At 36.7% G+C, this 23,498-nt stretch carries 16 protein-coding genes; 7 read left to right on the top strand and 9 right to left on the bottom strand.

The genetic code is table 11. The features are described 5' to 3' along the window. Positions 1 to 23: 23 nt before the first annotated feature. Complete coding sequence (locus V5290_RS03875) at positions 24 to 1,451, bottom strand: PLP-dependent aminotransferase family protein (RefSeq protein WP_333382080.1); 1,428 nt, start codon at positions 1,449 to 1,451, stop codon at positions 24 to 26. 436 nt (positions 1,452 to 1,887) lie between these two features. Here V5290_RS03875 and V5290_RS03870 point away from each other — a divergent pair, with 436 nt between their 5' ends. Next, complete coding sequence (locus tag V5290_RS03870; protein WP_333382078.1) at positions 1,888 to 2,496, top strand: LysE family translocator; 609 nt, start codon at positions 1,888 to 1,890, stop codon at positions 2,494 to 2,496. 53 nt (positions 2,497 to 2,549) lie between these two features. Here the strand turns inward: V5290_RS03870 and V5290_RS03865 are convergent, their stop codons facing one another. Then, a complete protein-coding gene (locus V5290_RS03865; protein WP_333382076.1) occupies positions 2,550 to 3,023 on the bottom strand; it encodes a peptide-methionine (S)-S-oxide reductase in 474 nt (157 codons plus the stop codon). Between the two features lie 460 nt (positions 3,024 to 3,483). On the opposite strand from V5290_RS03865, the gene V5290_RS03860 reads away from it, so the two are divergent. Next, complete coding sequence (locus V5290_RS03860) at positions 3,484 to 6,285, top strand: bifunctional aconitate hydratase 2/2-methylisocitrate dehydratase (RefSeq protein ID WP_333382074.1); 2,802 nt, start codon at positions 3,484 to 3,486, stop codon at positions 6,283 to 6,285. 328 nt (positions 6,286 to 6,613) lie between these two features. Here V5290_RS03860 and V5290_RS03855 read toward each other — a convergent pair whose 3' ends face one another. From V5290_RS03855 to V5290_RS03840, 4 genes are all read right to left on the bottom strand, one after another. Further along, positions 6,614 to 7,291, bottom strand: coding sequence for a haloacid dehalogenase type II (locus tag V5290_RS03855; protein WP_333382072.1), 678 nt, complete (start codon positions 7,289 to 7,291; stop codon positions 6,614 to 6,616). 35 nt (positions 7,292 to 7,326) lie between these two features. Next, positions 7,327 to 8,493 carry an MFS transporter gene (locus V5290_RS03850; RefSeq protein ID WP_333382070.1) on the bottom strand — a complete coding sequence of 389 codons (1,167 nt, stop codon included), beginning with the start codon at positions 8,491 to 8,493 and terminating at the stop codon, positions 7,327 to 7,329. A gap of 65 nt (positions 8,494 to 8,558) precedes the next feature. Next, positions 8,559 to 9,137 carry a TetR/AcrR family transcriptional regulator gene (locus V5290_RS03845; protein WP_333382068.1) on the bottom strand — a complete coding sequence of 193 codons (579 nt, stop codon included), beginning with the start codon at positions 9,135 to 9,137 and terminating at the stop codon, positions 8,559 to 8,561. A gap of 168 nt (positions 9,138 to 9,305) precedes the next feature. Next, the gene (locus tag V5290_RS03840; RefSeq protein ID WP_333382066.1) at positions 9,306 to 10,304 is read right to left on the bottom strand and encodes an NADP-dependent oxidoreductase; all 999 of its coding nucleotides are present in this window, start codon (positions 10,302 to 10,304) and stop codon (positions 9,306 to 9,308) included. A gap of 151 nt (positions 10,305 to 10,455) precedes the next feature. Here V5290_RS03840 and V5290_RS03835 point away from each other — a divergent pair, with 151 nt between their 5' ends. Together V5290_RS03835 and V5290_RS03830 are read left to right on the top strand one after the other, a co-directional pair. Next, a complete protein-coding gene (locus V5290_RS03835; RefSeq protein WP_333382064.1) occupies positions 10,456 to 11,355 on the top strand; it encodes a LysR family transcriptional regulator in 900 nt (299 codons plus the stop codon). 67 nt (positions 11,356 to 11,422) lie between these two features. Further along, positions 11,423 to 12,271: a hypothetical protein gene (locus V5290_RS03830; RefSeq protein WP_333382062.1), complete on the top strand. Its 849-nt coding sequence runs from the start codon at positions 11,423 to 11,425 to the stop codon at positions 12,269 to 12,271. A gap of 37 nt (positions 12,272 to 12,308) precedes the next feature. Here V5290_RS03830 and V5290_RS03825 read toward each other — a convergent pair whose 3' ends face one another. Further along, positions 12,309 to 13,658 carry an MATE family efflux transporter gene (locus tag V5290_RS03825; RefSeq protein ID WP_416351596.1) on the bottom strand — a complete coding sequence of 450 codons (1,350 nt, stop codon included), beginning with the start codon at positions 13,656 to 13,658 and terminating at the stop codon, positions 12,309 to 12,311. Positions 13,659 to 13,966: 308 nt separating this feature from the next. On the opposite strand from V5290_RS03825, the gene V5290_RS03820 reads away from it, so the two are divergent. Further along, the gene (locus tag V5290_RS03820; RefSeq protein ID WP_333382059.1) at positions 13,967 to 16,669 is read left to right on the top strand and encodes a bifunctional acetate--CoA ligase family protein/GNAT family N-acetyltransferase; all 2,703 of its coding nucleotides are present in this window, start codon (positions 13,967 to 13,969) and stop codon (positions 16,667 to 16,669) included. Positions 16,670 to 17,044: 375 nt separating this feature from the next. Beyond that, positions 17,045 to 19,690, top strand: coding sequence for an aminopeptidase N (pepN, locus tag V5290_RS03815; RefSeq protein WP_333382057.1), 2,646 nt, complete (start codon positions 17,045 to 17,047; stop codon positions 19,688 to 19,690). A 70-nt stretch (positions 19,691 to 19,760) separates the two neighbouring features. Here pepN and V5290_RS03810 read toward each other — a convergent pair whose 3' ends face one another. Together V5290_RS03810 and V5290_RS03805 are read right to left on the bottom strand one after the other, a co-directional pair. Further along, a complete protein-coding gene (locus V5290_RS03810) occupies positions 19,761 to 20,375 on the bottom strand; it encodes a hypothetical protein (protein ID WP_333382056.1) in 615 nt (204 codons plus the stop codon). Between the two features lie 106 nt (positions 20,376 to 20,481). Next, positions 20,482 to 21,000, bottom strand: coding sequence for a DUF2062 domain-containing protein (locus V5290_RS03805; RefSeq protein ID WP_333382054.1), 519 nt, complete (start codon positions 20,998 to 21,000; stop codon positions 20,482 to 20,484). A 33-nt stretch (positions 21,001 to 21,033) separates the two neighbouring features. On the opposite strand from V5290_RS03805, the gene V5290_RS03800 reads away from it, so the two are divergent. Next, positions 21,034 to 23,487: a DNA internalization-related competence protein ComEC/Rec2 gene (locus V5290_RS03800; RefSeq protein WP_333382052.1), complete on the top strand. Its 2,454-nt coding sequence runs from the start codon at positions 21,034 to 21,036 to the stop codon at positions 23,485 to 23,487. The last annotated feature ends 11 nt before the right edge of the window (positions 23,488 to 23,498 follow it).

Raw genomic sequence — 23,498 nt, 5'->3', positions numbered from 1 at the left:
CATAGCGGAATCATCTACAAACATTAATCATTATCTTGTTGTTTAATCAAATTTGCTAATTCAATGATTCCTTGTTCTCTTTCTAGCGCGGTTTTTTCACTAAAATTTAAGCGCATACAATGCCGAAATTTTCCCGTTGCCGAAAAGAGTGTGCCAGGGGCAATACTGACAGTACTTTTTTTACTTTGCGCGTAGACTTTGACGGTATCGTAGCGTTTATCGAGCTCTACCCAAAGTATATAACCACCTTGCGGAAAGCTAATCCGAGTCCCTATTGGAAAGTGTTGTTTAATACATTGAATTAAGTGATCTCGACCTTGCTTATACAACAAACGTACTTTGCGTGTATGACGAGCATAAGCCCCTGATTGGATAAAATCTGCTATTGCTAGTTGTGGTAAAGTAGGGCACATAGAGCTACTTACATATTTAATGTGAGTCACTTTATCGCGATACCGACCTGGTGCAATCCAACCAACACGTATCCCAGGCGCGACACTTTTAGAAAAAGAGCTACACAGTAAAACACGACCATCCTCATCAAATGATTTAATTGTTTTAGGGCGCGGAGATTGGTAACTGATATCGCCATAAATATCATCCTCAATGATACTAATATCATAACTTTGTGCGAGTTGATAAAGGCGTTTTTTATCAGCTTCCGACATGCTGAAACCCATTGGATTGTTTACTGTCGGAGTCACCAATATTGCTTTAATAGGCCATTGTTCTAAGGCTAATTCTAATGCTTCTAAACTCAAGCCGTTTTCGGAATTAGTTGGTATTTCTATGGCTTTCAGATTTGCTGCTTTAATTGCTTGCATTGAACCATAAAAACTCGGTGATTCAACGGCAACAATATCAGCTGGTTCTGTTACTGCTCGTAAACAAACTGATAAGGCTTCTTGGCATCCTGATGTGATCACCAAGTCATCAGGGTGAAGCACACAACCAGAATAAGTTGCAATTTCTACTATTTGTTCGCGTAATGCTAACGTTCCTTTTATATCGCAATAGGGGAGGCTTATTTCGGCTTGTTGGCGCATTAACCATGACATCTTTTTCAGTAGTGGCGACAAGCTAGAAACTTTCATATTTGGCATGGCATGTTGAAGCTGTACTTTTTGCTTGTCTTCCTTAGCTAATAGCACTTCTAAAACATCTTGCCATTGAGAAACCTCAATAGGCCTTTGAGCCGGTCTTGAAGTAATGGGTAAATCAGGCGAATCCATTTTATGAGCGACAAAATATCCAGATTTAGGGCGTGCTTCGATTAAGCCTTCCATTTCCAACTGGTGATAGGCTTGTTGAACTGTCGAGATACTTACTTCAAATTCAGATACTAACTGACGAATGGAAGGTAACTTGTCGCCCTCTACAAATAATCCTGTATGAATATTTTCACGTAATACTTTCGCAATCTGTTCGTAAAGCTTGAGTGTAGTTGCCATGACTTTCTTCCTTAAAAGCAAATGTAATACTTCGGCTGAATTATATACTAAGTCAAAACACTATAACTTAACCATACAGAATGAATGATTTTTGTGCATACAGTGCGTTCATCGATATATCTGTATTGTGAAAATAATTTTATTTGAATCTGTATTGCATTTTGTTGTTATTTACAATCATTTGGTATTCAAAAATTGAATCAATAAATGAAATGTTAATAATCAGGAGGCTCAATGCAGTATTTAAATAGAATATTATTGTTATGTAGACAGTATCGGACACGACAGCAATTACGTCATTTACCTCGCTTTACTCTTAGGGATATAGGTAAGACGCAGTATCAAGTCGACAGAGAGCTAACTAAGAATAATATCAAATATATTACGGGAAAAGGGATCCGCAACCTCTATCAGCTTATTGTAGGGAGGGGGTAATATGGACATCTCTTCATTGTTAGCAATTTCTTTGTTTGCTTTTGTTATGTCGGTAACGCCAGGTCCAAACAATATTATGTTGTTAGCGTCAGGCGCTCAATTTGGTTATCAAAAAACATTGCCACATGTTTTCGGGATTATTGTTGGGATTGCTTGCTTGTTAACATCGGTATTACTTGGATTAGGTGCTGTACTGGAACGTTTTCCTTCTTTTTACGACATATTAAAAGTATTAGGAAGTGTTTACCTTTTTTGGCTAGCTTGGAAAATAACCACTGCATCTACTGCAGGAAATACAATAGGGATTAAATCAGAAAAAACAAAGCCCATGTCATTTTTAGGGGCAGCTTGTTTTCAATTTGTTAATCCTAAAGCGTGGGCAATGGGTATTGGCAGTATCAGTACTTTCACCTTAGCGGGAGATCAATACTTAGTTTCAGGTTTATGGATCATGTTATGTTTTGCTGTAAACGGATTTGTGGCTATTAGCATTTGGGCTTATCTGGGCGTAGGTATTGCAAAATGGTTGACTACCGCCAAACGTAAGAAACGTTTTAATTACACGATGGGAGCGATGACGGTAGGGACCTTATTTTTTATTTTAAATTAAGTGATGAGGTTATTAACAACCTCTTTGCCTGCACTGAATAATAAATTGAAATACTATTGTTTATACTTATGAAGTGTTGCTTCTGGAATATGGCAATAATCATCAGGGTAGTGTTGTAATCTATCTTGATGCTCTGCTGCACTTTTGATGTAGTTACTTAAAGGTAATACTTCTACTGCTATTTTGGCACTATCGTCACGGCTGCTAATAAATTGCTTAGCAATGGCAAGGTGTTCTGTTTTTGTTGAGTAGATCCCTGTTCGATACTTTTCTCCTTCATCAATTCCCTGTTTATTTATACTGTAAGGGTCGATGATCTCAAAGTAGCGTTCGATTAGGGTATTTAAACAGATAATATTAGGATCAAATTGGGTTTTTACGCATTCAGTATACCCGTCGTAATTACCGTCTAATATTTGTGTTGTTCCATTTGCTCTACCTACTTCAGTTAAAGTTACGCCTGGAAGGTGTCTTAGGTATTCTTGTACTCCCCACAAACATCCGCCAGCTAAATAAATTTCTTGCACTGTATTTCCTATTGTTCATTAGTTGGATAGATATAAAGTGACAAGGAGTCTAAATAAATCATAATTCATTTGCTAATTGTTTTTAACATTCATATTGAACGATTGTTAGTCACTAGGGGGGTATTTGTAAATTGTGTCGTTCAATACTCAATTATTGATTGGAAATGATAGTATAAAGGAAATTATCCATGTTTAATTAATGGTTATTACACGTAATTGATAAATAGAACGTATCAGATGATTTAGAGTATTAATTCAACAATTGTAAATAGTTGGATAAATTATGTTCAATATTGTTAACAAGTAGCTTGCTACTGATAATGATAATCATATGGGGCTGTTTTAGTCTCATTTTATTGAATTATATCGTTTTATCTGCGAGTTGAGTTGCTATCTATTTTTTATGTTTATAGTATATAATGTTACGTATGTTAAATTATTGTTATTATTAGAGGTATAAATGAGCCTGTATTTAGATTACTTAAATGAAATAGAAGACCGTAAAGTTCAAGGATTACATCCACTACCAATTGATAAAGGTGAGCTATTAGCTGAAATCATCGAGCAAATCAAAGATACTGGTAATGAGCATCATAAAGACTCTCTTCATTTCTTCATCTATAACACTTTGCCTGGTACAACTAGCGCTGCGGGTGTTAAATCTCAATTTTTAAAAGACATTATCCTAGGCAAATCAGTGGTTGAAGAAATCACTCCTGAATTTGCATTTGAGCTACTTTCACACATGAAAGGTGGTCCTTCTGTTGAGGTGTTATTAGATTTAGCACTTTCTGATGACGCATCTGTAGCTCAACCAGCTGCACAAGTATTAAAAACACAAGTTTTCTTATACGAAGCAGATACTGAACGTCTTGAAGCTGCATTTAAAGCTGGTAACGAAGTTGCTAAAGATCTTCTTGAAAGTTATGCACGAGCTGACTTCTTTACTAAATTGCCTGAAATACCAGAAACAATCGATGTGGTTACTTACATTGCTGCAGAAGGTGATATTTCTACCGATTTATTATCTCCAGGTAACCAAGCTCACTCTCGTTCTGACCGTGAATTACATGGTAAATGTATGATTTCACCAGAAGCACAAGACGAGATTCAAGCGCTACAGAAGAAGTATCCTGGTAAAAAGGTAATGCTAATTGCTGAAAAAGGCACCATGGGCGTTGGTTCTTCTCGTATGTCTGGTGTAAATAATGTGGCACTTTGGGCTGGTGAACAAGCTAGTCCGTATATTCCATTTGTTAACTTTGCACCTGTTGTAGCAGGTACTAATGGTATCTCTCCTATCTTCTTAACAACTGTTGGTGTAACTGGCGGTATCGGTTTAGACCTTAAAAACTGGGTTAAGAAAGTAGATGCAGACGGAAAAACTGTTTTAAATGAAAATGGTGACCCAGTACTTGAGCAAAAATATTCTGTTGAAACAGGGACAGTATTAACGATTAATACTAAAGAGAAAAAACTATACAACGGCGATAAAGAGTTAGTTGATGTGTCATCTGCATTTTCTCCTCAAGCGGTTGAGTTCATGAAAGCGGGCAGTTCTTACGCGATTGTGTTTGGTAAAAAACTACAAACATTTGCAGCAGAAACATTAGGCGTTCCATTAGAGTTGGTGTACGCACCGTCGAAAGAGATTTCACATGAAGGTCAAGGTTTAACTGCTGTTGAAAAAATCTTCAACAAAAATGCAGTAGGTGTTATGACAGACGCTGCACTTCATGCTGGTTCTGATGTTCGTGTTCAAGTTAATATTGTTGGTTCGCAAGATACAACGGGTCTAATGACTTCACAAGAACTTGAATCAATGGCAGCAACCGTTATCTCTCCAATTGTTGATGGTGCCTACCAGTCTGGTTGTCACACTGCATCTGTTTGGGATGCTAAAGCACAAGCAAATATTCCTAAACTAATGCAGTTTATGAACAAATTTGGTTTGATTACAGCGCGTGACCCGAAAGGTGTTTACCGTCCAATGACTGATGTTATCCATAAAGTATTGAATGATATTACAGTAGATGACTGGGCTATCATTATCGGTGGTGACTCACATACTCGAATGTCTAAAGGTGTCGCATTTGGTGCCGATTCAGGTACGGTTGGTCTTGCATTAGCAACGGGTGAGGCATCAATGCCAATTCCTGAGTCTGTTAAAGTAACCTTCAAAGGTGATTTGAAAGACCATATGGACTTCCGTGATGTAGTACATGCTACACAAGCACAAATGTTAAAACAGTTTGGTGATAATGTTTTCCAAGGTCGTGTCATTGAAGTACATATCGGTACATTGTTATCTGACCAAGCCTTCACTTTTACCGATTGGACTGCTGAAATGAAAGCAAAAGCGTCTATTTGTATTTCACAAGATGAAACATTAATAGAGTCGCTAGAGATTTCGAAAAGCCGTATTCAAATCATGATTGATAAAGGGATGGACAACGAAGCAGAAACGCTGAAAGGTCTGATTGCGATTGCTGATAAACGTATCAATGAAATTAAATCTGGTGAAAAAGCTGCTTTATCTCCTGATAATAACGCTAAATACTTTGCTGAATTAGTGGTTGATTTAGACCAAATCGTTGAACCGATGATTGCCGATCCAGACGTAAACAATGAAGATGTTTCTAAGCGTTATACGCACGATACTATTCGCCCAGTTTCTTATTACAAAGGTGAGAAGAAAGTTGATTTAGGGTTTGTTGGTTCTTGTATGGTACATAAAGGCGATATGAAGATCATTTCGCAAATGTTGAGAAACCTTGAAGATCAAAATGGCAAAATTCAATTCAAAGCTCCACTAGTCATCGCTCCACCAACTTACAACATTGTTGATGAGTTAAAAGCTGAAGGTGATTGGGAACTATTGAAAAAATACGCAGGTTTTGAGTTTAATGATGACACGCCTAAAGAAGCTGCTCGTACTAAATATGAAAACATCATGTATTTAGAACGTCCTGGTTGTAACCTATGTATGGGTAACCAAGAGAAAGCTGAAAAAGGTGATACGGTAATGGCGACTTCAACTCGTTTATTCCAAGGCCGTGTTGTAGAAGATACTGAAGGTAAAAAAGGTGAGTCATTATTATCATCAACACCTGTTGTAGTATTGTCTACTATTCTTGGTCGTACACCGACAATGGAAGAATACAAAAACGCAGTGAAAGGCATCAAGCTTACTGATTTTGCTCCACCATTGGATGAAATGACGACAGAGCCAGTTGAGTTTATTCCTGTGAATAATCTATAAATTAGCTTTTAGTTAACATTAAAAAGAGCTGTATCCTAAAGGGTACAGCTCTTTTTTATTATTTAATACCAATCACACTGATTAACTAATCTATTTTCCTTGTTAAAATAACTTATTTCTTCGTTGTAATTTTCGCAAATAGAACAATTATTAAAAATTAACATCTTACCGTTAATTATCCGATAGACTATTAACGAAGTTAATCGACAAAAGGCTTAAATTACGCCTTGAACTCAGTCATTATTCCTGCGTAAAATTTAGATTACTTATTTAATATAATTGGTATAACATATTGAAAATAAAATTAAAGCTAGGTAAGAAATACCCGCTATTTTGGGTCTGCTAGAATGATTTTATCTACAACAGACATCATATCTTGCTCGTGAATAGTTGGTGTTAAGTATTGTGGATTGTAAGGTGTGCCTGCACGGTCTATATACGCAGCTAGCATGCCCGCTGACAATGCGCCATGCGTATCCCAGTCATGGGTTGCGACTAAGCGTAATTCACTAATAGGCTTGTCTAAATGGGTTGCTGCAAATTGATACACACCTGGATCTGGCTTAAAACTCCCCGTTGTTTCAACAGAAAGAATTTGATCAAAAGTGTCGTTTAATCCGGCGTTGGCGATCTGTTTTTCAATTAAACTAGTCGATGAGTTAGAGAAGGCAATGGTTTGGTAGCCATTTTCGCGTAATTTTGCCAAAGCTGGTTTTATATCATCATGTGCTTTCAAACTAGAAAAGGTTGATAAAATATCTTCTCGGGCCTCTTTTGTGAGTGTCGTTTGGGTTTTTACAGCAACATTATCTAATACATTACCGGCTAAAGTAGCAAATTCCGTTTTTAAATTAGTGACTGCGCACACTGTGGATGTGTGTAATAGGGTAGAAAACCATAGGCCCATTACAGATTCATCCCCAAACGCTTTTGCAAATTTAGGCTTTAATAAATTTAAGTTAAGTACTGTTTCATTAATATCAAATAGGATGGTGTCACGTTTCATATAAATTCCTCGGTTGTTTATTTTTAATTAATGGTTCAGGTCTTAATGGTTGTTAAGTTCGGTGTTAATTTATGCATTATTTCTGCGGCAATAAAGCCCGTAATCGTTATCACAATAGCAGAAATATATAGCATAGTTGTCATCCCCCAATGTGTGATTACAAATCCATTAAAAGTGGTGCCAATTGCACCACCTGTAAATAGCCCAAAGGATGCTATAGACATAATAGATCCTTTCATTTCTGGAATTTGTTCTTGAATTTTAGCAATAAAAACAGGTTGAAAAAGGATAAACCCTGCACCGAAACAGAATAAATAAAAGCAAAATAAAGCAGGGCTCTGTGTATTAGCTAATCCCACTAATGCTGCTGCAATTAATAGTCCATTAAAAGGCATATAACCTTTTTTCAATTTTAATCTCAATGTCGGCATCGCCTTTCCAGCTAGTATAATACCTAGACCAAAAGGTGATAGCATGGCTCCTACAGTAAATATATCATAACCAAATCGCTCACTGATTAATTGACCAGTGTAAGTAAAAATTCCAAAAACAGTGAAACCCATTATTACAAATAATGGCCAAAGTGCGATGACACCTCTATTTGATAACACTTTTTTATAGGTCGCAATAATGGTGACTTTATTACTGATCGGTTCATCTCTTTTAATGACTTTTAACATCACTAATCCAAGTATGAGCTCTAGTACACCATAAGTTAAATAAACTAGTTTCCATGAGCCTAATTGCGCAATCGAACCTCCGATCAATGTTGCAGTCGCAGTGCCTAAAAATCCATAAGACATTATTTTAGTCAGTACTTGAGGTCGCTCATTATCTGACGCTGCTTGTCCTAGGTAAGCTAAGACAACAGGTAATAAACCTGCCGCAAATGCTCCATTTACAGATCTAAAAAAGATTAATGAAGGTAAGTCATAAGCCAATGCGCCTAAAATACTAAAAATGGCTGTCCCTAATGTGGAAACATGAATAATAAATACTTTTCCGTAGCGATCCGATAAAGGACCAAACAAGATGGTAAATACACCAAAAGCTAACATATAAGCTGTAACTGATGTTGCTGCAGCATTAACACTAAAATCTAAATCTTCAGCAATGTTAACGATTAAAAGCGCAGCAGCGTAATTATCACCATTTGCAAAGAAAAGCAGCAAGCCTAATAAAAAGATAATTTGATTATTCATAATTTTCCAATATCTAAACGATTGGTTAGAAACGAGGTGTGGAAATTGATCACCTTGTTTATTGGTTAATGTGTGTGAGTTGCACTTATCGCGTTGAAAGTGAATTCGATATAGTCATGTACTTGTTCAATGGGATGCACTTTTGATGCAGCTGATATAGATTGCTTAGTAATGATAAGGTAATTTGCTTGCTTAACTGCTGTTGATTGGTCAAGGCCATGCTCTAGTAACTTATCAATAAAGAGTTGTCGTTGATAATCAACAAAGGATTGAATTTCAGCGAGTATTTTCGTTTCTTTATGGTTATTTAATTGGGCACGAGTGTTAGACATCAAACACCCTTTACTACAATCGGTGTCATGATAAATATCTAAACAGTCATAGAAAAAAGTTTTGATCGCCATTAAACCTTGATTACTTTGCTTTAATTTAATGATCGCTGTGGAATGAAGAGTTCGATAGGCTTGTAAACTGGCGATAAATACACCTTGCTTACTACCAAAACTGGCATAAATAGAGAATTTATTAATACCCATTGTAGATTCAAGTAAACTCATTGAAGTATTTTGATAACCATTACGCCAAAAAAGCTCCGTCGCTTTTTCGATGACATCATTATCTTCATAACTCTTTTTGCGTGGCATATTTTTTACCTAAACGACCGGTTAGTTTAAATCTATTCTAGGGATCTTAAATTATTTTACAAGTGACTTTTAAAATAGGGGATTAACACGAGAAGGCATAAAAAGCACTAACGGTGCTCGTTAGTGCTTTTGGTATCAAATTAAATGTCTATATATTAATTTAATAGTCTAAATTTTTACGACCAATTTACCTTTGTTGGCACCGGTAGAAAATAGGTTTAAACCATCGATAGCAGACTCTAAACCTTCTAATACATGGGTTCTGTGCTTAATTTGGCCTGCCATTACATAAGGGGTTAGTTTTTCTAATAACTCCGGCACTTTATGAAAATGGTCTGGCATAGTGAAGCCTTGAATAGTGATACGGCGTTTAATCACATTTAACCAACTTGGCCCTGGTGCCGGAACATCGCTATGATAGTCAGATATCAAACCACATACTACAACGCGACCATGTGCATTCATTTTATCTATGATCATATGTTGGATAGGTCCGCCAGTATTTTCAAAGAAGACGTCTATACCGTCTGGCGCTGCGTCTGCTAATTGCTCAGCTAAATCATCACTCTTGTAATTAATCGCTGCATCAAATCCTAGTTCGTTGACAATCCAATCTGCTTTTTCTTCGCTACCAACAACACCAATTACACGTAAGCCATCTGCTTTAGCAAGTTGCCCTACAATAGAGCCAACAGATCCTGCTGCTCCCGTTACGATTAATGTTTCGCCTTTTTGTGGTTTACCTACGTTAAATAAGCCTTGTGTAGCAGTTAAACCAGGTAATGCAAAAACAGATAAAACGCTTTCATCTGGTAAGTCAGCGGTTACTTTATTTAGTCCTTTACCATCACCTATGTAGTATTCTTGCCATCCCATCATGCCCATTACACGATCACCGACAGTAAAGTCTGGATGATTACTGACTGTGACTTCTCCAATACCAGAACTACGCATGACATCGCCTAGCGCAACTGGTGGGATATAACTGTTAGTATCAGGCGTCATCCAACCAAACATAGCTGGGTCTAGTGACATGTAGTTTTGTTTAACCAAAATTTGACCTGGTTCGATTTCAGGTAATGTTTTCTCAACTACATCGAAAATTGATGAGTCCACATGACCACCTTCATGGTATTTAACGAGATTAATTGCTGTAAATGTTGTCATGTTATTTTCCTCTTGATAAAAGCAAAGTTTATGTTGTTGAATCAACGGAAATGATTATTGCAACTATTAATGACGAGATATATACCTTAATATGAGCATCTTTATTGTCATAAAGACAATAGTTATAAGTTTAATAGCAAGGGAGTTTCAATTGGATCAGCTACGTGCATTAAAATACTTTGTTCAAGTAGTAGAAATGGGCAGTTTTACCAAAGCTGCAGAGGTCTTTTCTGTACCGCCTTCATCATTATCACGACGTATTGCAGATCTTGAAAAAAGTTTAGGGGCTACCTTATTAAAGCGATCAACAAGGGTAATGACTCTCACTGAAATAGGGCAGCAATATTATCAACAAGTATGCGATGTATTGAGAACACTGGAACTCAGTGATGAGTCAGTTAGGGCTTATCAAACCACCCCAATGGGAGTCTTGAATATTAGCTCAACGGTCGGTTTTGGTGAAAAAGTGTTATTACCTTTATTAGATGAATTTTATAGTTTGTATCCGCAGGTCACGTTAAATGTGACACTCACTGATGAACTGTCTACCCTTGCAAGAGATGAGGTTGATTTAGCTATTCGTGGAGGCTATGCACCAGACGAGCGAGTGGTTGCCATTAAACTTATGGATAATGATTTCATCCCAGTTGCAGCACCTAGTTATATTAAAAAAGTTGGTAAAATTGAAGATGCGTTAAAGTTAAAGCAACTTCAAGGCTTGTTCTTCAAAACACCTGCAGGTGCTACGCCTTGGTTATGTGATATAAAAGGGCAATGGTATGACGTTTCAGCAAAACCTTATCTAATCACTAATAGTGGTGATTGGTTATTAAGGCAAGCTATTGCTGGAAAAGGAATATTAATGATGCCAAAGTGGGCATTGAAGGATCATATCTTATCAGGGGAGTTAGTTGAGTTAAATATTACGCCATCATTAACCGTGACACAAAATCCTAATTTAGGGATTTTTTTGTTATATCAAAAGCAACGCTATCAAGTTCCTAAGCTGAAAGCTGCAATTGATTTTATTGTGGCAAGAGTTAATGCGTAAGTAAATAAAACGTATTTTAAAAAAAGCTTCCTTACAATATTGCCTTATTACATCTAAAGAGAAAACTGTGGATTTACAACGAACTATTGCTTCTTTACCTGCTGTTGGAGATATAAGTATTGATAAACTTCTCTCACAAATTGTAATGGCTATAAATGCGGTAAGCCTATTTTTTATTTTAATAGTGATCTTATTTATTCTACAACGTTTAGTGTTTGCATTAAGTCTACGTTTGTTTGGCGGTAAAGTAATTTATATTAGTGCTTGGATAGGAACTCCAATACATGAATTAAGTCATGCATTTTTTTGCCTTGTTTTTGGGCATAAAATTAGGCGAATTTTACTGTTTAGTCCTGATCAAAAGGGCACATTAGGTTACGTGACTCATTCATATAATAATCGAAATTTATGGCAAATAATGGGTAACTTCTTTATCGGTATTGCTCCTTTATTTGGTGGTTTATTAAGCCTGTATATAGTTAGTTGGTGCTTGTTAGATAATGCTGGTGAGTTATTTTTATTATTACAAAGTGGGCTTTCTGATGGTATAAGCAAGTTACAATACGAAAACTCACACAAATTAACAAGCGCAGTGCTAGAGGTCATCGAACAGGCATATATTAATGAACCTATTAAAGTGATTGTTTGGGGTTACTGTTGTGCAGCGATTAGCTTACATTTATCACCTTCTGCTGAGGACTTAAAGGGAATTAGTGGGGGACTGTTGGTCTTTGTATTACTGTGTATCTTGTTAATGCTCAGCAACCAATTTCTTCAACTGCCATGGTTTGCTCAGCTAGGTACAATGCTTAATATCGCTTCTGTGTTTTATCTGATTGGTATTGTATTAGCTAGTTTACTTTTATTACCATTGGTAATAGGGTATTTATTTGTTTTAGGTTATCGTTTTAGGTAATGCGAACAGCTCTGAGGTAGCTGTTCGCAGAATCAATTTAGTGAACGGAAAATTGGTTATTTTGAATATGATGAAGGCGTTGACCTAGTAATATAGCGGCAGTTGTTAATCCAACTGTGATACCTATCCAAAAACCAATCGCTCCCATTGGCTCTGTTAACCAGTCGGTCATTCCTAAAATGTAGCCTAACGGTAAACCAACTATCCAGTATGAAATGAACGTACGAATAAATATTGCAGACATCTCTTTATAACCACGTAATGCACCTGCTGCCACTACTTGAATCGCATCTACACATTGGTATATTGCCGATAATAAAATTAGCGTTATGGCTAGCTCAATAACCTCTATATTATTAGAGTAGAGCTCTGCTATTTGCTGTTTGAATATAATGCTTAGTGCAGCAGTAATCACTGATAATCCTAAGCCAATCGAAAGGCCTGCATAGCTTGCTTGCTTTGCACCATTGTTACTTTGTTTGCCTAAGTTATAGCCCACTCGAATACTCACTGCATTAGCGATACTCATTGGTAACATAAAGATCATGCTCGAAAAGTTAATGGCGATTTGATGTGAGGCCACTACATTTGCTCCCAATGGAGCAACAAGTATTGCTATCGCAGCGAAGATGGTTACTTCAAAAAATAGGGCAACAGCAACCGGTAAGCCTAATTTCGCAATGTGATATATATGTTTGTAATCAGGCTTAGTAAATTTCGTGAATAATGGGTAGTTTTTTAACTTTCGTGTGTAATAAACGTAAGCTGCTAGTGCAGCACACATAAACCAATACACAATCGCTGTAGCAACACCACAACCTACACCGCCTAAGGCTGGTGCTCCCCATTCTCCATATACGAACATCCAATTCAATGGGATATTTAGTAATAAACCTAAAAATCCAATTACCATTGCAGGCTTGGTTAACGATAACCCTTCAATATAATTGCGTAATGCTTGGAATATTAAAAATGCTGGAATGGCAAAAATCATTGCATATAAATAATGCGTTGTTATTTCAGCTAAGCGGTCTTCTATTTCCATCAAAACCATCAGAGAGCTTGCGTTAAATAATACAATGGCAACCGGGATGCATAACAATAATGATAGGTATAAACCTTGTTGGCCTGTTTTAGGAATATTGTCTAAATCATTCGCACCATGTGCTTGTGCCGTTAGCGGGATCAAAGCCATCAGTACACCGACACCAAATAGAATACAAGGTAACCAAATACTCGCTGCAATGGCAACCGCTGCCATATCTGTTGCGCTCACACCACCGGCCATTACCGTATCAACAAAGCCCATTGCAGTTTGCGCAAACTGCGCAATAAATAATGGTAAGCTTAGTTTGATGATTTTTTTAGATTCAACGATAAATGGCACAACTGACTCCGACAAGGCAAAAATAGCGAGTGTATGATGACCAGCAATAGGGTGCAATTGAATTCTTACTTTAAGTGCAAAATAGCTGAGTTATTTGTCTGAGTGTGAAATTATAATTAATAGACTTATTTTTTAATGGGTGAAGTGCTTTGTAAAAGAGTGAGTTGGAGTAAGAATAAATTAACGAGAATACAACAGAAAATAGATGATAAGGCTCTTACTTTATTTAAAAAATACAGCAACTTCTATTTGAATAGGTAAACTATTACCTCTTCATATTTGTACTAACAGTACTAGATAAGGTAGTTATGAGCTTACAATCACTTAAACACTTCTTTAATCCTAAGTCTGTTGCTGTTATTGGCGCATCGGTCAATATTAAGCGTGCAGGTTATTTAGTTATGAATAACTTGTTAGCGGCTGGTTTTAATGGACCTATTATGCCGGTTACTCCAAAATATCGGTCGGTGCACGGGGTCTTGGCTTATCAACAAATACCTGATTTACCGATTGTTCCTGACTTAGCGGTGATCTGTACGAACGAGGTTCGTATACCAGATATCCTTCTTGCATTAGCGAATAAAGGTTGCCAGTCTGCCATTATTGTTGCTACCGAAGACCAAGCGAGTACATCAAGTGAGATATACCGATTAGCAGCTCAGCATCGTATTCGTTTATTAGGTATGAGTAGTTTAGGGATTATTAACCCGCATTGTTTGTTGAATGCAAGCTTGGCCCATTGCAATGCGTTACCGGGTAATATTGCTTTTGTTTCACAGTCAGCAGCAGTGTGTACGACTGTGTTGGATTGGGCAAGTAGTAAAGGCATCGGCTTCTCTGCTTTTATTTCATTAGGTGATGCGCAAGATATTGGTTTTGCTGAGGTATTAGATTACCTTGCTCGTGATACAAAAACACAGTCTATCTTGTTGTATATCGATAATATTGATAATGCACGTGCTTTTGTCTCAGCAGCACGCGCTATTGCACAACATAAAACGGTATTGGTAATAAAGTCTGGCAGTTCTTTATTAGGTGCCAAAGCAGCAGCTTTACACAGCAAGGGCTTATTTGGTCATGATAGCGTTTATGATGCGGCAATTAAACGAGCTGGTTTGTTAAGAGTGCATGATTTACATGAATTATTTGCAGCTGTAGAAACCTTAGCTTATTCCAGAGCATTGCATGGCGAGCGATTAGCCATTGTGAGTAATGGTGGTGGTTTAGGCATACTCGCTGTTGATAATTTAATGGAAGAAGGAGGGCGTTTAGCAGAGCTAGATGCACCTTTAATGGACAAGCTTAATGCCTGTTTACCTGATAATTGGTCACATAATAATCCCATTGATATGATCGGAGATGCAGATCCAACACGTTATGCCACTGCATTAAATCATCTAATGGATAGTGACCAGGTCGATGCAATTTTAATTATCCATTCACCTTCTGCACTATCAAACAGCGAAGAGACTGCATTAGCCATCGTCGAGGCAATTCAAAAGCACCCAAGGCGTAAACAAATCAACATATTAACTAACTGGACTGGAGAGGCCGCTGCAAGACCGGCACGACAAATTTTTGCAAACGCTAAAATCCCAACTTTTAGAACTCCTACAGGGGCGAGTACCGCATTTATGCATTTGGTACAGTACCGACGCAACAAAAAACTATTAATGGAAACCCCAATTAGCGTCCCAGATCATATTATTTACGACGCTAAAGCGGCAACTAACTTTATTAAAGAAGTAATCATTGAACGAACCCAAGGTGATGACGGTCTGCCTGTTAAACTGAGCACTTATTGTACCAAACCATTGTTTGATGCTTATCACCTTAATACTATAGACACGCATATCGCATTAGATATTACTGATGCAATCGAAAAAGCGAAGATAATCGGTTATCCGTTAGCAGTTAAAATTAATTCGCCTGACATTCAGTTTAAATCACAAGTACATGGGGTGATGTTAAATATCAATAATGCCCGCGAACTGGATTCTGCATTAAGGTCGATAACAGAGCGTGTAAAAAAAGCGTTACCAGATGCTCAATTAACAGGGTTTACGTTGCAAAAAATGGTGGCATCTGGTTTGGCATTGGAGTTACGAGTGATGATTAAACAGGATGCTATTTTTGGGCCTGTTATTGCTATTTCTCAAGATAGCGACACTAGAGACTTACAAACAACATTAGAGAATGCTGTTGTTGCTCTACCGCCTTTAAATATGGCGTTGGCGAGATATCTGGTGATTCAAGGTATTAAAGACAAAAAGATAAAAGTGAAACAACAAGTACAAGACTTTGATATGCAGGCTGTTTGCTTGATGCTTACCCAGTTATCACAAATGTTATTGGATAATCCACAAATAGAAGATTTAGATTTAAATCCTGTATTAGTGACAGGTAGTAAGGTGACGATAGTAGATAGTCAAATAACATTAGTAAAAAGTGAAGAGAACTTGCCCTGTCGTTTTGCAATTAGTCCTTACCCTAAACACCTTGAAGAAATTATTCACTTAAAAAATGGACAAACCGTTTTATTAAGACCCATTACTGCGGAAGATGAAGTTCGCCACCAACTTTTTGATAATAGCCAAACTAAAGAAGATCGTTATAAACGTTATTTTTCTCAACGTGGATCAATGACCCATGAAGAAATGGCAATGTTGACACAAATTGATTACGAAAGAGAGATGGCTTTTATTGCGGTTAATTACAATAATGAAGAAGAACAAGATATTGTTGCTGTCATTCGGGCGTCTACTGATCCAGATAATCTCGAAGCCGAATTTGGCATGATAGTAAGTCGAGAATTGCAAGGTTTAGGTATGGGGTCATTATTGTTAAATAAGATGGTTGCTTATCAACAATCAAAAGGCACTCGTCAGTTAGTTGCAATGACCATGTTAAGTAATATTGGTATGGCTAAATTAGCCAAAAAACTCGGTTTTAAAATAGAGCGTGATATTGAGGAGGGGATTATTAATATGCATATGGAACTTACAAAATGAGTGTAAGTCTGATACAAACAAACAGCCTTGATTGATGTTATCCGTATTGCCACCGTGCACAGTAAAATAGTCAATGTTTTACCTGGTTAAGATTGATTTTTAATAAAAATAAAAATAAAACGTAAATGTCATGGTTACACATCACATTCAATAAGTTGTTAAAGTTTTACATCGTAAATAATGCTGTATTCTCACTTAATGAGTTATGAAAGGCTTATTGCCTTTATGCGAATGATTAAGACGGATAAGTGTTAAATCGTCAAATTGATAATTTATTAAGTGTGAATGTTATTGAAATACAAATAAGGCTTAGTAAATAAGTCGCCTTCTTGTATATTAACCATATTAATTTCCCTGATTTAAGAGTGTATAAAAATGAGCCAGTCTGACTCTCTCGTAGAAGAAGTTATTGAAAGAAATCCGCAAGAAAAGCACCTTAGCGATTACCGTCCATCAGATTACACTATCTCCACGATTGACCTTGAGTTTGATCTGTTTGATAGCCAAACAAAAGTAAAAGCAGTAAGCCAAGTCAAGCGTGTTAACACAGAAGTAACACCATTGTTTCTATTCGGTGAATCATTAACCTTAATTTCTATTTTGGTTGATGGCGTTGCATACTCCGATTATCAATTAGTTGAAGATGGCATTGTTATTAACCAATTGCCTGCCTCGTTTACTTTAGAAATTAATACTGAAATTGACCCTGTAGCGAATCAAGCCTTTGAAGGTTTATATAAATCTGGTGATGCGTTTTGTACACAGTGTGAAGCAGAAGGCTTCCGACGTATTACTTACTATTTAGATCGTCCTGATATATTAGCAAAATTCAGTACTAAAGTGATTGCCGATAAGGCCTTATATCCATATTTACTATCAAACGGTAACCAAGTTGATCAAGGCGATTTAGAAAATGGTCGTCATTTTGTTTCATGGGTTGACCCATTCCCTAAACCTGCTTATTTATTTGCTCTAGTGGCAGGAGACTTTGATTGTTTAGAAGATAATTTTGTAACCAAAAGTGGGCGTGATGTAAAACTCGCTCTATTTGTTGATAAAGGTAACTTAGATAAAACTCAACATGCGATGGTATCACTGAAAAAATCAATGCAGTGGGATGAACAACGTTTTAATTTAGAATACGATCTTGATATCTACATGATTGTTGCCGTTGACTTCTTCAACATGGGCGCCATGGAAAATAAAGGCTTAAACGTATTTAACTCTAAATTTGTATTAGCTAATTCGCAAAGTGCAACGGATCAAGATTATTTAGGTATCGAAGCTGTGATTGGCCATGAGTATTTCCATAACTGGACGGGTAATCGTATTACTTGTCGAGATTGGTTTCAGTTAAGCTTGAAGGAAGGGTTAACCGTATTTCGAGATCAAGAGTTCAGTTCTGATCTAGGCAGTCGTAGTGTTAATCGTATTGCCAATGTTATGACTATGCGTGATCATCAGTTTGCTGAAGATGCTGGTCCTATGTCGCATCCAATTCGTCCAGAAAGTGTGATGGAAATGAATAACTTCTACACATTAACGGTATACGAAAAAGGATCTGAAGTGATTCGAATGATGCATACGTTATTAGGGGAAGAGAAGTTCCAACAAGGTATGCAACTTTATGTACAACGTTTTGATGGACAAGCTGTAACCTGTGATGACTTTGTCGCGGCAATGCAAGATGCTAGTGGTATTGATTTGTCGTTATTTAAACGTTGGTATTCGCAATCGGGTACACCGCACGTTTATGTGACGGACCATTACAATAGCAGTAATCAAACTTACCAAATCACTTTCAAACAGAAGACTTTACCGACTGCTGATCAAAAGAAAAAATTGCCGTTGCATATCCCTGTTGATATTGAGTTGCTGGACAGCAATGGTAACGCGATTGAATTATTACCGGGAAAAACTAACCGTGTATTAAGTCTCACTCATACTGAACAAACTTTTGTATTCAAGAATGTATTAACTAAACCTGTTCCATGTTTATTCCGTGGTTTTTCAGCGCCTGTTAAATATCAATATGCTTACAGTGATGAGCAATTATTAGATATCATGAGTTTCGCTAGTGATGAATTTTCTCGTTGGGATGCAGGACAAACCCTATTCAACAAATATTTAGTGAAAAACGTTAAAGCATTGCAGAATGTAGAAATGTTATCGTTACCTGAAATATTTATCGATGGTTTTAAATCGGTCTTGGTTAGTGAAGATTTAGATCCTTCATTAGTAGCTGATATGTTTGCTTTCACTAGTGAAAATGGTGCTCGTGAGTTATTTGATGTAGTGGATATTGATGCAATACACACAGCGCGTGACTTTATGCTGCAAGAGATTGCAACGCAATTGCATGAGTTATTTGTAGATACTTATCTACATCATAACGAATTAAAAGCGTATCAACCTGATATTGAAGATATTGCTAAACGTAAATTAAAAAATAGTGCACTGGCATTCATTGCTCGTGTAGATAAAAAATTAGCAAATGAATACGTTTTAGCACAAATTGACGCATGTAATAACATGACTGATTACCTTGGTGCACTGAACGCTGCTAATAGTGGTTTGTTAGATTGCCGAGCATCTGTGATGCAAGCGTTTGATGATAAGTGGTTTGAAACAGGCTTAGTAATGGATAAATGGTTCGCCTTACAAGCAAGTATGCCGTCTGATAATGTATTGCAAAATATTGAAGCATTGTTTAATCACCGTAGCTTTGATTTTAGTAATCCAAACCGTCTACGTTCTTTAGTTGGTGCATTTGCACAGAATAATACTTACCGTTTTCATAATATTGATGGCAGTGGGTATGCATTCTTAACTGATCAATTAATTAAGTTGAACAGTCAAAATCCGCAAGTCGCATCTCGTTTAATTACACCACTAATTCAATTCAAACGTTTAGATGAAAAGCGTGTAGAACTGATTAAAGTGCAACTCAATAGATTATTAGCATTGCCTAATTTGGCTGTCGATCTGTATGAGAAAGTTACAAAAGCACTGGTACAGTAGATAATAAAAAAGGCCAATTAGTCTCACTAATTGGCCTTTTGTTATTCGAACATTAAAAACAGAAGAAGTTCTAGAACTTGTATTCAATACCTGCTAATAATTCTGCTTCAATTAGATAGCCATCTGCACAATCTGTACCACTACAAAAAGATTCTGTATGTCCTTCACGCAATAGTGTCCCATAAACTCTTAAGTCACTACGAAGTGCAAAGTGCTGATTTAATTGGTAACGCATACCTACAGCTGCACTTGCAGAAAAAGCATAAGCTGAGCTGTAATCATCGCTATCTGGCAAAATATGTGTACCACCAACACCTAGGGCAATACTTGTCGAGAAAGGGGAAGTGTCTTGGAATAAGATACGACCACCAAAGTGCAAGTATTGTAAGTAAATATCAATATCACCAGATGAACGAACGCTATTAGAGAAAATTAATTCTCCTTCTGAGTTTTCTTTGTAACTCCAATTTAGCGCAATCGCTTGTGCAAAACGTAGACCGCTCTCTGGGTCATTAATATCAGTTCCATCATCATAATCAAGGTCAATTCGAGAACCCAAGAATCCAGTGACACTGATGTAATCATTATCATATGCTGATTCTGGTTCAACTAAACGTTCTGCGAACACAGGAGATGACAAAGCCGTTAATAGTAATGTTGAAATTACTTTTTGATGTGTTTTCATGCAATATCCATATTCTAAATTAATATACTGACAAAGAGTAGAGTTGTTATTAAACGCAATAGAATAAAGTAAATTCTATATAAACTCGAATTATTTATTTTTTATCTTAATGTTTCTTGTAAGACTTACGCTTTTTCCATTTTTGAATTGAGCTGTAACGCCAAAAAAATGTAAAGCCCCAGTATCCTAATATTGCAGTGATGCTCCCTAAAATAAGGCACCCGACAAATAACGGTGGTGCGATTGTTTCAATGGCATTAACTATCCAGTGGTAAGAAAGTTTGAAATGAAAGTCTAGGAGTGGCGCTTGTAAAATAAAAGCACCTAGGCGATATGCACAATAAAATAATGGCGGCATAGTAAGTGGGTTAGATACCCATACTAGTGCAACTGATATGGGTAAATTAACCGAAAAGAACATCGCTAAAAAAGCGGCTAGTAACATTTGAAAAGGCATTGGCATCCAAGCACAAAATAAACCAACAGCAACTGCACCAGCAGCACTACGTCGATTCAAATGCCATAAATTTGGGTTTTGTAGTTTAGAACCAAAGCGTTGTAAATGAGGATGAGCCTTTAACGTCTCTGGATTTGGGGAAAAACGTTTAATAAATTTTTTTGGCATATAATTAAACTTTATCTACTTAAATGGAAAGAAATGCGCATAACAATAAGTCTGTCTATTGTTACTTTTATTACTACTCTATTTTGGCCACAGTTACTAAATGGGAGTGGGCTACTTAGTTGTGCCTTAATTATTATCACTTTAATGTGCTGGCCAAGGTGTCGCTATCTAACCATTGTACCTGCTACTGCAGTGTATTTTAGTCTGTTTGTTTATATCACTATGTCGGGAGTTAGCCATCCGACAACATCTCATAATAACACTCAACTAGATAATTTATTAAGTAATAATCATCAATCCTTAATGAGTTTTATGTCTGAGAATAGTAAGGGACAAGACAATACCATAACAGTGCAGGTGAAATCATTAATCAATACAAAAAATAGTGGTTATTTTGTTGCTCGTATGATCGCCCTCAATAATCAAGCCTGTATTATTTGCCCTTTAATTGAAATGCGTTGGTTTCGCCCAACGTTAATGGTGCAAGCAGGTCAAATTCACCAATTTAAAGTGCGCTTAAAGGCATTACAAGGGAACGCAAACCCAGATGGTTTCGACCGTCAAAAGTGGCGATACTCGCAACATATTGCTTATATTGGTTCTATTAAACAACACTTATCTGTTGTTCAAGCATCACAGTCAATGCGGTCACTTCTTTATAATAAAGTATTAATACTGACCGAATCAATGCGGCATCAAGGGGCAATCATTGCTTTAATTTTTGCTGATAAAAGTTTAATGAGTGTCGAGGACAAAGCAATTATAGCTGGCCTAGGTGTAGCGCATCTATTTGCTATTTCTGGTTTGCATATTGGTTTGTTATTTGTGTTTACATTTATGGTCCTTTATTACTTTTGTAAATTAAGCTTACCAGTGGCTTATTTAGGTTGGGCTTCTTGGCGAATAGCGAATGTTTTGGGGTTAATTGTCTGCCTTATATACGGTTATATATCGGGTTTTTCGTTGCCCACTCAACGCGCTCTTTTGATGCTTTTACTAGGTATTATTATGTTGTCTAGTAAACGAAAAATTGCTTTGTTTGATTTACTGTTTCTTTGCTTTTGGTTGATGTTGCTATTCGACCCATTAGCGATTCTAAGCAGTAGTTTATGGCTTTCTTATACTGCAATGAGCGGTATTGTGATTTTTCTGTGGATTATGAAAGGTAAGGCAATACAGCGAAAAGAAGAACTCTCTTGGTGGAGGTCACTTATTACATCCAGTTTGTCAGTAATCAAAAACTTACTATTATTACAATTGATGCTAACGATATTTATGTTGCCTATTCAATTAATCAATTTTTCTGCATTTAGCATTTTCTCATTATTAATTAATCTTTTTGCAATTCCATTATTTTCTTGGCTGATTATCCCAATTATCTTGTTGGGGGCTTTATTAGCGTTTTTCTTTTATTCGATAAGTTATTGGGTCTTATCGTTTGCAAATCAATTGTTAATTTTGTTCTTTGATTATGCAAGTCCATTAGCAAGTGGGTATAAAGTCTTATCGCACTCTTTTGTTGCAATTATATTAAGTTGCCTCGTCATATTGTTACTCTCATTAATTGCCGTTGTGTTTGGACATTGTTTTAGAATTAATAAAAGATTGCAATGGGCAATGATTGGACTTTGTACGTTATTTCTAGTTATTCGTTGGTTTGAGCTTGAATATAAAAAACAATCATCATGGCAAGTGGAAGTATTCGATGTCGGTCAAGGGTTAGCTATTTTAATTCGTAGTGAAGGACAAGTTTTTCTTTATGATACGGGGCCTAGTTTTGGAAACCATTTTGCTGTGGCTAATAATACTATTTTGCCATACTTAAGAGCCAAAGGAATTAAGCAATTACAGTATTTAATGGTCAGCCACAGTGATAATGACCATGCCGGCGGTGCACACCTGATTCAACAAGCGTTTGATATTGATCAAGCTTATTCAGGAGAGGCAGATGTACTTAATCAACGCTATCAATCAACAGGTGTTAAAAAGTATCAACAATGTTTGGCTGGTCAAGAGCTTGATTTAGGGCAATTAACTATGACGGTTATGTCACCAAGCCAGGTCAGCAAAAATAATAATGATAGTTCTTGTGTTGTTAAAATCAGTGATGGTGACGTTAGTTTCTTATTGACCGGGGATATTAGTCAGAAGATAGAACAACAACTGATAAACAAAAAAGGTAAAAACTCCCCAACACTCAAAGCTGATATACTGATCGCACCACATCACGGAAGTAAAACATCATCAAGTATGCACTTTATAAAAGCTGTCGATCCGAAGTGGGTGGTATTTTCCGCAGGTTATAAAAATCGTTGGCATTTTCCTATACAATCCGTTGTGCAACGCTACGAAGATCTAGGGGTTGAACATTTAACAACCGCTAAAACTGGATTTATTCGCTTTAATGTGCAAAATCAGCATATTGAAGTAAAAACTTATAGAGAAGATCTTGCTGCTTATTGGTATCATCAGCATCTTGCATTCTAAATCTCTTATTT

The organism is Psychromonas arctica, assembly GCF_036697365.1.
In the GTDB taxonomy this organism is placed as follows: domain Bacteria; phylum Pseudomonadota; class Gammaproteobacteria; order Enterobacterales; family Psychromonadaceae; genus Psychromonas; species Psychromonas arctica_A.
This window is presented reverse-complemented; position numbering and strand designations above follow the sequence as displayed.

Bases quoted from the DNA above. Each gene is read 5' to 3' on its own strand.
- V5290_RS03875 (WP_333382080.1), bottom strand. From the start codon at position 1,451: ATGGCAACTACACTCAAGCTTTACGAACAGATTGCGAAAGTATTACGT.
- V5290_RS03870 (WP_333382078.1), top strand. From the start codon at position 1,888: ATGGACATCTCTTCATTGTTAGCAATTTCTTTGTTTGCTTTTGTTATG.
- V5290_RS03860 (WP_333382074.1), top strand. From the start codon at position 3,484: ATGAGCCTGTATTTAGATTACTTAAATGAAATAGAAGACCGTAAAGTT.
- V5290_RS03855 (WP_333382072.1), bottom strand. From the start codon at position 7,291: ATGAAACGTGACACCATCCTATTTGATATTAATGAAACAGTACTTAAC.
- V5290_RS03850 (WP_333382070.1), bottom strand. From the start codon at position 8,493: ATGAATAATCAAATTATCTTTTTATTAGGCTTGCTGCTTTTCTTTGCA.
- V5290_RS03845 (WP_333382068.1), bottom strand. From the start codon at position 9,137: ATGCCACGCAAAAAGAGTTATGAAGATAATGATGTCATCGAAAAAGCG.
- V5290_RS03840 (WP_333382066.1), bottom strand. From the start codon at position 10,304: ATGACAACATTTACAGCAATTAATCTCGTTAAATACCATGAAGGTGGT.
- V5290_RS03820 (WP_333382059.1), top strand. From the start codon at position 13,967: ATGAGCTTACAATCACTTAAACACTTCTTTAATCCTAAGTCTGTTGCT.
- pepN (WP_333382057.1), top strand. From the start codon at position 17,045: ATGAGCCAGTCTGACTCTCTCGTAGAAGAAGTTATTGAAAGAAATCCG.
- V5290_RS03810 (WP_333382056.1), bottom strand. From the start codon at position 20,375: ATGAAAACACATCAAAAAGTAATTTCAACATTACTATTAACGGCTTTG.
- V5290_RS03805 (WP_333382054.1), bottom strand. From the start codon at position 21,000: ATGCCAAAAAAATTTATTAAACGTTTTTCCCCAAATCCAGAGACGTTA.
- V5290_RS03800 (WP_333382052.1), top strand. From the start codon at position 21,034: ATGCGCATAACAATAAGTCTGTCTATTGTTACTTTTATTACTACTCTA.